At 48.8% G+C, this 12,200-nt stretch carries 9 protein-coding genes; 3 read left to right on the forward strand and 6 right to left on the reverse strand.

Features of this window, described 5'->3' with window-relative positions; all coding sequences use genetic code 11:
- Positions 1–112 precede the first annotated feature (112 nt).
- Positions 113–2,062: an amylosucrase gene (locus tag AC1DYT_RS13260; protein WP_477470076.1), complete on the reverse strand. Its 1,950-nt coding sequence runs from the start codon at positions 2,060–2,062 to the stop codon at positions 113–115.
- 28 nt (positions 2,063–2,090) lie between these two features.
- Entirely contained in the window at positions 2,091–3,449 is a 1,359-nt protein-coding gene (locus AC1DYT_RS13265; RefSeq protein WP_477470077.1) for an MFS transporter, read from the reverse strand.
- Positions 3,450–3,659: 210 nt separating this feature from the next.
- Here AC1DYT_RS13265 and AC1DYT_RS13270 point away from each other — a divergent pair, with 210 nt between their 5' ends.
- Entirely contained in the window at positions 3,660–5,399 is a 1,740-nt protein-coding gene (locus AC1DYT_RS13270) for a glycoside hydrolase family 13 protein (protein WP_477470078.1), read from the forward strand.
- A gap of 1 nt (position 5,400) precedes the next feature.
- Complete coding sequence (locus AC1DYT_RS13275; RefSeq protein ID WP_477457867.1) at positions 5,401–5,796, forward strand: ACT domain-containing protein; 396 nt, start codon at positions 5,401–5,403, stop codon at positions 5,794–5,796.
- A gap of 14 nt (positions 5,797–5,810) precedes the next feature.
- Here AC1DYT_RS13275 and AC1DYT_RS13280 read toward each other — a convergent pair whose 3' ends face one another.
- Positions 5,811–7,415 carry a Na+/H+ antiporter gene (locus tag AC1DYT_RS13280; protein ID WP_477470079.1) on the reverse strand — a complete coding sequence of 535 codons (1,605 nt, stop codon included), beginning with the start codon at positions 7,413–7,415 and terminating at the stop codon, positions 5,811–5,813.
- Between the two features lie 156 nt (positions 7,416–7,571).
- Between AC1DYT_RS13280 and AC1DYT_RS13285 the strand changes: the two genes are divergently transcribed.
- Complete coding sequence (locus AC1DYT_RS13285; protein WP_477470080.1) at positions 7,572–8,597, forward strand: acyltransferase family protein; 1,026 nt, start codon at positions 7,572–7,574, stop codon at positions 8,595–8,597.
- A gap of 222 nt (positions 8,598–8,819) precedes the next feature.
- Here the strand turns inward: AC1DYT_RS13285 and AC1DYT_RS13290 are convergent, their stop codons facing one another.
- The 3 genes from AC1DYT_RS13290 to AC1DYT_RS13300 form a co-directional block, all read right to left on the reverse strand.
- On the reverse strand, positions 8,820–9,578 hold the full coding sequence (locus tag AC1DYT_RS13290; RefSeq protein ID WP_477470081.1) for a class I SAM-dependent methyltransferase: 759 nt from the start codon (positions 9,576–9,578) through the stop codon (positions 8,820–8,822).
- A 138-nt stretch (positions 9,579–9,716) separates the two neighbouring features.
- Positions 9,717–11,267 carry a hypothetical protein gene (locus AC1DYT_RS13295; RefSeq protein ID WP_477470082.1) on the reverse strand — a complete coding sequence of 517 codons (1,551 nt, stop codon included), beginning with the start codon at positions 11,265–11,267 and terminating at the stop codon, positions 9,717–9,719.
- Positions 11,268–11,347: 80 nt separating this feature from the next.
- Positions 11,348–12,124 (reverse strand): LuxR C-terminal-related transcriptional regulator, encoded by a 777-nt coding sequence (locus AC1DYT_RS13300; RefSeq protein WP_477457871.1) that lies wholly within the window; start codon positions 12,122–12,124, stop codon positions 11,348–11,350.
- Positions 12,125–12,200: the final 76 nt, after the last annotated feature.

The raw sequence follows: 12,200 nt of genomic DNA on the forward strand, positions 1-12,200 counted from the left end.
TTATTTCAACACCCCATCATAAAGGTAGCCACTATTCTGAGCCGCTCTGCACGCCGCCCACCCGTCCTGTGGGGTCCTGAAATAAATTCAGGATGACGGCGGGATAATATATTTATACCACCTCCAGCAAATGAAAGCCATAAGGTTTAATGATCAGATACTCCTCGTTACTGCCAACGGTAAACTCTTGTTCCGTCCAGTGGTCGTATAAGGTTTCAACATCGTTGTTGTGCTCCTTAAACGCGTACCAGGTTAAAAAGGCTTCCTCGGCATCAAAGTTGAATATGCAGAAGAGTTGCCTATCCCCCTGCTGACGCAGGTAACCCGCCACATGGATGTTGTATGGCGTTAACCAGTGGAGGTTGGAGTAATCAGACACTACCGGTAGCTTCCGGCGTATGCCTATGAGTTTTTGCGTTGCCGCGAATATCCTTTGCTCGGTGGTGCCGGCTTTATCAATCAGTCTGTTCTTTCTCCAATTGATAACGGGGCGGTGCAGCCAGCGGTTGTCGTAGCTTTTGCCGGGGTCATCCAAATAAGAGTAATCGTTGGTGTAACCCAGTTCGTCGCCATAAAATAGCATCGGCACGCCACCTAAAAAGAAACTGTGCGCCTGCATGAGCAGTATCTTATCTATGGCGGTTTCTGTGCCTGGTTTGTCTTTTTCTTTCAACACTTTCTCCAGACCGCACATCGATGCCAGTGAGCCGCTTATTCTTGCATCACCGGTTTTAGGATTAACGGAGAATAATTCGCCCGTGGCCGGACTGCCAGGGTACTTGCCGGAGTAATACTCCCACAAAAATTTTCGGTGCTCACGTGGTTCAAAACCAGCGGCGCTGATAATGCTATCGTCATACGCCAGCCCTATATCGTCGTGGCAACGGGTGTAGGTTATCCAGGTAGCACCGTAAGGCTTCTGCGCAATATCGTGTTGGGCGCCCAGCATGACACGGGTGTTGCCGGTTGCCAGCATATCCCATTGCAGCGCCATTTGGGTAGCGTTGTAGGCAAAATCGCATTCCTTGCCTTTGAATAGCCCACTGCCAAAATATTTCATGATGTCGCGCGGTGCAGCGATAGCCTCGGCCAATAAGGCCATTCCGGGCGTAGCGACCAGCACACATTGTTTTATCAGGCGTAAAATGGTATGCGTTTCGGGCAGGTTTTGGCAAATGGTGCCAATTTGTTTCCAGAGGAAAATCGGGGCATCTATCCGTAAAACATCTACGCCCAAATTGGCGTAGTACAATACATTATCCAGCATGTCAACAAATACTGCCGGGTTGGTATAATTCAAATCCCACTGGTAGCTGTGGAAAACCGTCATCACCCATTTATTGCACTCGGGCACGAAGGTGAAATTGCCGGGCGAGCTCTCGGGGAATATTTCGGGCATGTGCTGCTCAAAAGCCGCCGGGATGGGGCTATCTGCATCGTACATGTAAAAATAGTCCTGGTATTTGGCATCGCCCTGTTTGGCTTTTTCGGCCCACTCGTGCCGGTGCGAGGTATGGTTCAGCACAATATCCAGCATCAGGTACATATCGGCAGCTATCATCTTCTGCTGCAGGCCTGCAAGGTCTTTGGTACTGCCGAAACGTTTATCCACCTTGCGGAAATCCGACACCGCATAGCCCCCGTCGCTCTCGCCGGCTGGGCTCTCGAATATGGGCAGCAGGTGCAAAAAGTTTACGCCCAGCCGCTCAAAATGGTCAAGCTTGTTGCCCAGGTTTTTAAGCGTTCCGCAAAAGCGATCTACATACAGGCTCATGCCGGTGATATCGTTACTCAGGTGCCAATCGCCCAGGGCGGCCTTTTCATCGTCTTTGCGTTTCAGTTGGGCCGAGCGCGAAATGTGGGCGTTTATTACCGCATCTATCAAGGCCCCAAATAAGGTTTCACCAGCCGGATGCTTGCTGTATAGTTCGCTATAAAGCTGGTATATGGTTTCGGCACTGGTCAGCAGGCGCACGTAAAAAGCGTTATCTGCGCCCGCTATATCAAGCTTGCTTTTTTGTGCCGATGCGTTTATGAGCTGATGTAAATGCGGATTGTACACGATTGAGGTTTTTATATGTAAAACATAATTAATGCCCGCCGCCTACCGGTATCGCTACCTCGTCGGTATCGCTCGCCACATCTTTTTTGATGCGGGTTGTGGCTAGTGCAGCCAGCAGCAGCAGTACGCCGGCAAAGGTGATGGCGTTTGCAGGGTCATCGCCAAGCAGGTGCTTGTAAATATACCCAAAGCTAAGGGTTTGCAATATCATGGGTACAACAATCATCATATTTATAATGCCCATATACACGCCGTAGCGTTCTTTGGGTATGCTGCCCACCACCATAATATACGGTACGCCCATCATGCTGGCCCAGGCAACGCCGAAGCCAACCATCGGCGCAAATAAAAGAGCCCTATCGGTAATGTGCACAAACAGCAACAACGCTATGCCGGCCATAGCCAAACAGGTAATATGCACGTACTTGGCGCTGAACTTACGCGCCAGCCATACCAGCCCGAAGGCCGAGCAGAACGTTATTATGTTATAAAAGCCGTTCACCTGGCCCGTTAAAACCACAGCTTGCTCAAATAACTCTTTATTGCCATCGGAGGTGGTATGGAACACCGATTTGGCGATGCTGAGTGCTACGAACTGCCAGTAGCAGAACATGGCATACCACTGGAACAGGTAAACCAGCGCCAGTTTCCACATTACCGATGGCATATCTTTTATAGCCGCGAAAATTTCTTTGATAGGTTCTAATGCACCACGCTTGCGGGCTTTTAATTCGCGCAACTCTTCCTCGGTCGGAGGGATTTCCGGCGTAGTCAATACAGACCATATCACCGATACAATTGAACAAACCGCTCCCACGAAAAACGACCCGAACACCCAATACGGTATGCCCGAGCGGCCATCATCGGTAGTGGTTTCCCCCGTAATAATGCTCTTAAAAAACCCTAGCGACAGGTTGGCCAGCGTAATGCCCAGGCCCGTAAAAAAACTTTGGGTGAGAAAACCCATGGCGCGTTGCTTCTCGGGCAGTTTATCAGCAATAAAAGCGCGGTAGGGCTCCATGGCAGTATTGTTGGCGGCATCCAGTATCCAGAGCAAGCCTGCCGCCATCCATAGCGATTTACTAAACGGAAATGCAAACAGGCACAGGCTGCAGAATATAGCACCTATCAGAAAGAAAGGTTTGCGCCTCCCGAAACGCGGGCTCCAGGTTTTATCGCTCAGGGCGCCTATAATAGGCTGTATGAGCAGGCCCGTCATCGGTCCGGCCAGGTTCAGCAGCGGCAACTGCTCGGGATCAGCGTGCAAGAAGGTATAAAGCGGGTTAATGGCGCTTTGCTGCAAGCCAAAACTGTATTGGATGCCGAAGAACCCAACATTCATGTTGATGATTTGCCAGAAACTAAGCCTGGGTTTAAAGAATGCCATAATAAGGGGTATGGTTAGTACTTAATTGGTTGCAGAAGCGCAGAGCAATATACGATTAGCTTTTAATGCATGAAATTTATTCGCAGCAAAAACATTTTTTGTCCTATCAATTAATATTTAGCATTTAATAATTAGCTACATTTAACCGCCGCGGCAAAAGCCTTTTTTGCGTTCCCGAACAACGCGCATTTTACCAATTTAACCGAGCGTATGAAGCTTTCTATTTTAAAAACAGCAGGGTTTTTAGCCCTATGGATACTGTTTGCCGGCAACATTACCCGCGCCCAGGATGTTGTGAGCAGCAATGATGCCCTCGCCAAAAAATGGTGGAAAGAAGCCGTCGTTTACCAAATTTACCCCCGCAGTTTTATGGATAGTGATGGCGAAGGCATTGGCGACCTGAAGGGCATCATCTCCAAGCTGGATTATATCAAAAGCCTTGGGGTGGATGTGATATGGCTGAACCCTATCTACAGTTCGCCCAATGATGATAACGGCTACGATGTGAGCGACTACCGCAACATTATGAAAGATTTTGGCACCATGGCCGATTTTGATGCACTGCTTAAAGGTATGCACCAACGCGGGCTAAAGTTGGTGATGGACCTGGTAGTGAACCACAGCAGCGATGAGCACGAATGGTTTAAGCAAAGCCGCAGTTCGCGCACCAGCCCTTACCGCGAATACTACCACTGGTGGAACGCCGAGAACGGCAAACCGCCCTACCGCTACAGTTTGTTTGATGTTAACCACGATGCCTGGAAATACGATACGCTTACCAATGCTTACTATCTGCATTATTTCTCGCGCAAGCAGCCCGATTTGAACTGGGAGAACCCCAAGCTGCGGCAGGAGGTCTATGGCATCATGAAGTTTTGGGCCGGTAAAGGGATAGATGGCTTCCGCCTGGATGCCTTTCAGTTTGCGGCCAAGGATACTACCTGGCCCATGTTCCCGAAGGGTTTCGAGAAAAACTTTGTACAATATTATGCCCTGCAGGGCAACCTGCACGGCTACCTGCAAGAGATGGATCGCGAGGTGCTGAGCAAATACGATGTAATGAGCGTAGCCGAAGGCAGCGGCAGTACCTTTGAAGACGGGCATAACCTGGTGGATGCCAACCGCCACGAACTGAACATGGCCTACGCTTTCGATGGGGTAGATCTGGCAAAGCCCGATGGCTACAGCGTGCTAAAGTTTAAACAGATTTTTACCAAATGGGATAGCGCTTTCGCAGCCAATGGCTGGCTTTCTATCTTCCTGGCCAATCATGACCAGGCGCGGCTGGTAAGCCGCTTCGGTAACGATAGTCCGCAATACCGGGAGGTATCTGCAAAAATGCTGATGACCTTTTTGATGACCATGCGCGGCACGCCCTACTATTATAACGGTGATGAACTGGGCATGACCAACGCCGGCTTTACCCGTATTGATGATTACCGCGACGTACAAACCCTTAACGAATACCAGCGGCAAAAAAGCATCGGTGCCGATTTGCCCGCCTACCTCAAGCACATCGGTTTCGAGAGCCGCGACAACGGGCGCACGCCGTTCCAATGGAGCAACAAAGCCAACGGCGGTTTCAGCACCGGTACGCCATGGATAAACACTAACCCCAACTACAAAACCATCAACGCCGCTGCGCAGAATAAAGACCCTAATAGCACGTTGAACTACTTCCGCAAGGCAGTGAAGCTGCGTAAGGACAACAAAGTGTTGGTTTACGGCAAATACACCCTGCTTAATGCCGATAACCCCGATGTGTATGCCTACACCCGCGAAATGGATGGAAAAAGACTGTTGATACTGTTAAACTTCAGGAGCACCCCGGCTGTATATCATTTAGTGGCCGACTTGAGCAAGGCCGACGTGCTGTTGTGCAACTATCCTAAGGCATCGGCAGCAGGCACTTTACAATCATACGAAGCTGTAGTTTACGAATTGAAATAACATGAGCGGCATTACTGATATACAAGCCTTGCTGAAGAATATAACGCCCGAATTTCACGGCGGGCAGTATGTTTTTTGCAGCGTTTCTACCGTTGAGGGGTTGGATCTGAAAGATGTCATCTGCCTTTTTAGGGAAGAAGAGGCTATAACTATCATCGTTACCCGCAAAACTGCCGACAGGCTTGGGCTTGCCTATCCGTTTATAGGTGCCTGGATAACGCTCACTGTTTATTCCTCATTGCAGGCGGTGGGTTTAACGGCGGCATTCTCCAACGCCCTGGCTAAGGAGGGCATCAGTTGCAACGTGATAGCCGGGTATTACCACGACCATATTTTCGTAGAATACGCCGATGCCGCCAAGGCGATGGATGTACTGCGGGGCTTGCAGGATAGCTAAATGCCACGGGCATTTTATTCGCTTTCTTCCTGCAGGCGTTCCTCCTCCAGATCCAGCCGGTTTTCTATGATGCGTATCACGTCGTCGTCGTAACCATCGTCCTTGCGGAAACTGTGCAGCCTGCAACGTTCGTGCTCTATCACCTCCATCATCACTTCCTTAAAACGCTGCGTCATGGCGTTGGCACCAGAGCGTTTTTCTTCATCATCAGCAACGCTGCCGTAAAGCTCCATCTTGAATTTAAAAAGCTCGAGTTTATTCCTAAGGATGTGGTTGCCGTCGAGGTCGGCCGCGTAGGCTGATAATAGTTTTTCGGCAGCTACGGTATGCAATTGCAATTCTATCTCCAAAAACTGCTGCTCGTCGGGTTTTTCATTGCCCACGCCGTCGGGTTTTATCCATTTAATAACAAATGGCAGCGTAAAGCCTTGTACCACCAATGTTACGATGATTACTATAAAGGTGATGAACAGAATTAAATTACGGTTAGGGAAAGCCTGCCCGTGCAGCATAAGGGGGATGGAGAGTGCCGAAGCCAGCGAAACTACGCCGCGCATACCCGTCCACCCCAACACGAGCGGGTTGCGCCAGCCCGGCTTGCTCTGCGCTACCGTAATGTATTTGCTGATGAATACGGTAAACAGCGAAGAAAGCTGGGCCGCTATCATGCGCACTACCACCACAACAGCGGTTATGATAAACGCAATACGGAAGGCCTCGCCGAGCGAAACGGCCTGTATCCCCTTGATGATGCCCGGCAATTGAAGCCCTATCAGGAAAAACACCACCGCATTTAAAATAAAAACAACCGACGGCCACACTGCGTTTGATTTTAAACGGCTGCTATGGCTAAGCACATAATGATTTTTATAGGATATGAAAAGCCCGCCGCTTACCACCGCTAGTACGCCCGAGGAGTGCACGCTCTCCGCCGCCAGGTAAATAATGTAAGGCAGCACTATCGAGAAAGCAATATCGAGGTTGCTATTCGTAGGCAGCCAGCGGTAAATGGCATAAAACACAAAGCCCAAAAGCAAGCCGATGGCCAGTCCGGAGATAGTCACCAGCACAAAACCGCCCGCGGCGTTGTACCAGGTAAAACTACTGCTGATGATGGCCACCAGCGCAAAGCGGAAGATAACCAAACTCGAGGCATCGTTCAACAGGCTTTCGCCCTCCAGTATAGATACCATGCCTTTGGGTAATTTGGTAAACTGCAATACCGATGTTGCGGCGGCGGCATCGGGCGGGGAGATGATGGCACCTAGTAAAAAGCCCTGCGCTAAAGTAAAACCGGGGATTAAGAACACGCTTACCCAAGCCACGGCACCGGCGGTAAGCAACACGAAGCCAAGCGCCAGCACAATGATGATGCGCCGCCATTTCCACAGCGATTTCCAGGAAGTGTTTTGCGCGCCATCGTATAAAACGGGCGGCAGGATAATCATGAACACCAGTTCGGGGTTGATGTGTATCTCGGGTACACCCGGTATAAAGCTAATGGCCAGGCCGGCAATCACCAAAAATATAGGATAGGCAACCCGTAGTTTCTTGGCCAATACCACCAAAAAGGATACGCTGAGTATGAGGCTTAAACAAAGGAGTAAGATTTCTTGCATGCTGTGGCGAAGCTATTATTGTTTAACAGGCCGTAAGTTAATCCAATAATCCCTCAAAATAAAACAAGCTGTATGGCAAATTGAAATCAAGCAGCGTACAGGGCAAAAGTAGATTTATACCATAACCTCCTCATTTAAATTCTATATATTTCGGCGATGGAAATAAAGGAATTCAAACTGAATAATTTCGACCTGCTGAGGCTGCTCGCGGCAACAGAAGTAATATTCGACCATTATTACCAGCACCTTCACCTTCACCTGGGCCACACGGCCACAAAAATATTGTACCTGTTCCCCGGCGTACCGGTTTTCTTCGTCATCAGCGGGTATTTGATATCGGCTTCCTACGAGCGCAATAACTCCATCAAAAACTATATCCGCAACCGGACCCTACGTATCTATCCCGGCTTGTGGGGCTGCATCATACTGACGCTCATTGTATTCACTATAACCGGCGTGAATTTCCTCAACAAGCAAACCCTGGCCTGGTTGCCCGCGCAACTGTTGGGCTTTATCTATACCCCTAACTTTTTGGCCAACTACGGCTTCGGCTCGTACAACGGCAGCTTGTGGACCATCCCCATCGAGCTGCAGTTTTACATTATGCTGCCCGTATGCTTCCTGCTGGCACCAAAAAACAAGCTTAATGCCTGGTTTATTGCGCTGTTCGTGATATTCGTAGGGCTAACGCTTACTTACGAATTGGTCCATCTTGGCGATAAGCTAACCAAGCTTATCCGCTATACTTTCGTGCCGCATTTTTACCTGTTTTTGCTGGGCGTAATCTTCCAGCGGCTGCGCATTTATAGCTCGAAGTTTATTTACGGGAAGGCCTTATACTGGATAGTGCCCTACGTGGCCTTCAGCATGTTCTTTTTCGACAGGATAGATGCGGCCTATTTTACAGTGATGCAGTACATCTTCCTGGCCTTCACCCTGCTTTCCATGGCCTACACGCTACCCAACCTGGCCAATAAGCTGCTGCGCAAAAACGATATCTCCTATGGCATATACATTTACCATGGCATGATCATCACAGTAATAGTAGAGTTGAAGCTGGTGCCGTATTTTAACCTGGTGTACCTGATAGCGGGTACGGTGATCATGGCAACGCTTTCCTGGGTATTCATCGAAAAACCCTTCATCAAGCGTAAGGAACGCACGATACACGCGGTGGAGTAAGAGGAATGCCTCCGATTTTTTTTAGTTCCCCTCTTGAGAGGGGGCGCGGTGGAACGGTGCGGCTGCAGGGGCGTGTTCTGCGGGATGCCTGCCAATGTTTTATAACGTTATAAAGTAAGGGACAACGTAAAATGCTTTCTAACGGATGCGCCCTAACACACCCCTGCACCCCTCTCAAGAGGGGAATCGCACAGGCCCCTGCTTCAGATTCAATGCCTTATCCTACTTCGTTACCACCCCCACAAACATGTTGCCCATCCAGTTGAAAGGCGCAAACAAACCGTAGATGAGTTTGGCCACAGGGAGCTGCATACCCTTAGGCAGCTTGCCGGCCAGTTTAGATACCATGAGCCCGTGATCCCAAAATCGCAGTACTTTTATTTGCTTATAGTTTTTGAGCAGGTAGCTTTTGATAGCCTGGGTGAAGCTGTTTGTGTCCCAGCGGTAAACGTAGTTGGTGGCATCGCCTTGCACTTCCCATTCGGTACCCAGCAGGTTGCCTATCAGGCTGTCGTAAGGTTCTATTACGATGACGGCTTTGCGGGCCACGCGCAGCATTTCGGTAAAGCCGGTTACCGGGCGGGGCAGATGGTGCAGGCCATCCTGCACAACCACCAGGTCATATGAGGCATCGGGCACATCCAGGTTTTCGCCATTCAGCACAATCGTGGGGATAGATGCGTCGAACTCGTTGCATATCTTGAGCGAATTCTCGGAGATATCGCTCACGGTAACATTATCGAAACCGTTCTTTTTAAAGAACAGCCCTTCGCCGCCAACGCCACCGCAGGTAAGCAGCACGCTCCATTGGCGTATATCGGGGTTGCTTTGTTCCAGCACGGCAAGCGCTTTCAGCAGGCGGCGATCGCGCAGGTAGCGGGTAAGCGGGTCGGTTGTGATATGGAAATCGAACTCCGAACGTTGCTCCGGCGCGTAAATTTCTTCGTAAGCGTTCTGCTGCTGTTTAACCTGCTCAAGCATTGGGTAAGTTTTTTAGCGGAAAGATAGGGATTTTAGGGGAAAGGAGGAAGGATATTGAGCCACATGCATGTAGGATGCGGTAATTGGATAAAAAAAACCGGGGCACCCAAGGGCAACCCGGCTTATGTGGTATTTTCATCACTGCCAAAACCCAGGGAAGTATTGCTTATCGCCCTCGGGTATCATGTTGCGGTAAGGCAAAAGCGGCACGCGGAGTGCCGGTAAATCCATCGTATACGCGTTGAGTCTTGCGAATGTGACTATCATTTTGATATATGATAACAACCGGAAGTTGAAATACGCTTTGGTATCGTCTAAGTGAAATTCCGGGGCCTGTTTGAGGTCGCTTTGTCCGCCTTTATGGTAAGCCGATTTAATTAAGTACCCTATAGCTTTTCTTTCATTTTTACTTATATCTGCAGTGCCGTTCATATAAATCAGGCCCAGGTAATAAAATGCTATTTCGCCCGGCACCCCATCCTTTTTCATCAGTTCGAGGTTTTTCAAGCCCTCTTCTTTATTTTTAGGTACGCCATATTTCTCATATCCACAGGTAACCTGCATATAATAAAAAATCGATTTCGCCCATGCGCTATCCGCTTTTAAAGCAAGTACCTGGCGCACGCCTTCGGCTTTTATATCCTCGTTGCAACCAAGGGCATCCGCAGAAAATTCTCCGCAAAAAAGTGCTAATAAAGCGTAACTCAAATTTGCATTGGCATTACTGATATGGTTATCCTTTATATACTTAAAAGTAGCAGCTATCTCTTTGCTTTTGCCTTGCAGGGACAGCGTGGCCATGTATTCGTCTAAAAAATTATTGCGGCTGTCGTTCGGCTCCTTCGGGTTTTTAATAGCTAATTCATAGTAGAACTCTGCCAACCGGAATTGTTGATAATCAACATAAATTTGTGCCAGTTTTACCTGTTTTAAAAAATCTCCCGAATCTGCGCCGGCTATCAATTCCTTATCGGGGACAAACCTGGCAAGCGTTTCCTGCCGTTTGGTTTCCTTTTTTATATGAGAATTAATTACAAGGCCTGCAATCCCGTTTCCCAGTTGGGTAGCTGCGCTATTCAGTATAGTCTGCATTTGTGCTGCTTGCTGTTGCTGCGCCTGCTGCAGTGCCTGTTGTATGTCTTGCTGCTGCTGAGCACCGGCGGTATTAGTTGGGGTTTGTACAGGGTAGCCGGTTACCGTGGTGCTTGTGCCGCCTGCCGTGTTGTGGGCTGTCGCGGTAGCGGTAGTTGCCTGGCCTTGGGTGGTTGTTATTTTAGTGTCGCAATTAGGTTGGTTAGGCGTGCCATTATCACACGATGCATAACAGTTTAGCTTATCGCCGAAGCTTACCTTATCTACTTCTACGAACATCATACTGGCATCCTTGCTAAAATACCTGCTGGTGTGCTCATACACGTCATTAGGATTTAAAGTAACCCGCCCGATGCTTAGCCGTTCACCTGCAACAGTCCAAAAAAGGTCGAAGCTTACCTTTTGCCTGTAATTGTTTTTGATGCGCGCCTGATGGGCATATTGGTTTACTGTTTTTACATATCCCAGCTTGCGCACAGAAGCCTGAAAGCCTTTGTAGCAGCTTATGCTCGCCCAACCAGACCATTCGGTTTCTTGGCAGAAAGCTTGAGTAAAGGTAAAAAGTAGCACCAGTAACAGGATTGTTTTTTTCATCATTGTGGGGCTTAGTAGATTAGCATACTAATCTATCGCTTCATAAAACAGCAAACAATAGTTACCGGTAGGTATTTTTAATATTACACCCAACCCTCGCGTATCATTTTGCGCATCAGTTCGATAGGGGTTTTAACGCCGGCCTTATTAAGAATATTCTTGCGGTGCGCGTTTACTGTATGGATGCTGATGTATAATTGGGCAGCGATATCCTTGCTGCTGCAGCCGGCTACTATGCATCTTAAGATTTCGCGTTCGCGCGGGGTGAAGATGCTGTCAGACCGCACCAATGCCTCTGTGTCCTGCAGGTTGTAATAAGATGGTTCGCCATCCAGCCCAATAATAGAGAAACAGGGCTTTCCTGCGGGCTTTATGTGCGAGATATCCGTATGCATCACCAGGCTACGGTAAAAGTTATCCTCGTCGAACTCGATGGGCAGTATCTGGTGCAGAAGGCGCACGTATTTGCCATGCTTGTTCATTATACGATAATCGTGCTGATATTTGTAGCTACCCCGTTTGTCCAGGGGCAGGGCGGTAAGGAATTCGGTAGAGCGGTTTTCGAAACTCAGGAACCAGGGCTTATCGTCCGGGTGTATATTATCCAAAAAAAACATAGCGTTCACCTCCTCGGGCGCGTAGCCCAGCGCATCGGTTATTTCGGGGCTGATGAACTCCAGCTCCATATGGTAAATATTAAATACCATATAGTAATGGCGGCCTGCCTGGAAAACGTTCAGCAGCCGCTTGTGGAATTCAATCTGTACTTTCAGGCCCTCTACATGTATAGCATCGCTTTTGATGGCGGCGCTCCATATTTTTTTGGCGCTGTTATAAATATCGGGGTTGGTTTTTTCCATTGGTTGTATTTTCTGCAAAAAAATCGTTTTCAATGTATCGATATTTTATGAATAATATATTGATATAGGCGGATAA

The sequence above is a fragment of the Mucilaginibacter sp. P1_D10 genome, assembly GCF_056406215.1.

Excerpts from the sequence above, each read along its gene's own strand:
- AC1DYT_RS13265 (WP_477470077.1), bottom strand. The coding sequence starts at position 3,449 with ATGGCATTCTTTAAACCCAGGCTTAGTTTCTGGCAAATCATCAACATG.
- AC1DYT_RS13270 (WP_477470078.1), top strand. The coding sequence starts at position 3,660 with ATGAAGCTTTCTATTTTAAAAACAGCAGGGTTTTTAGCCCTATGGATA.
- AC1DYT_RS13275 (WP_477457867.1), top strand. The coding sequence starts at position 5,401 with ATGAGCGGCATTACTGATATACAAGCCTTGCTGAAGAATATAACGCCC.
- AC1DYT_RS13280 (WP_477470079.1), bottom strand. The coding sequence starts at position 7,415 with ATGCAAGAAATCTTACTCCTTTGTTTAAGCCTCATACTCAGCGTATCC.
- AC1DYT_RS13285 (WP_477470080.1), top strand. The coding sequence starts at position 7,572 with ATGGAAATAAAGGAATTCAAACTGAATAATTTCGACCTGCTGAGGCTG.
- AC1DYT_RS13290 (WP_477470081.1), bottom strand. The coding sequence starts at position 9,578 with ATGCTTGAGCAGGTTAAACAGCAGCAGAACGCTTACGAAGAAATTTAC.
- AC1DYT_RS13295 (WP_477470082.1), bottom strand. The coding sequence starts at position 11,267 with ATGATGAAAAAAACAATCCTGTTACTGGTGCTACTTTTTACCTTTACT.
- AC1DYT_RS13300 (WP_477457871.1), bottom strand. The coding sequence starts at position 12,124 with ATGGAAAAAACCAACCCCGATATTTATAACAGCGCCAAAAAAATATGG.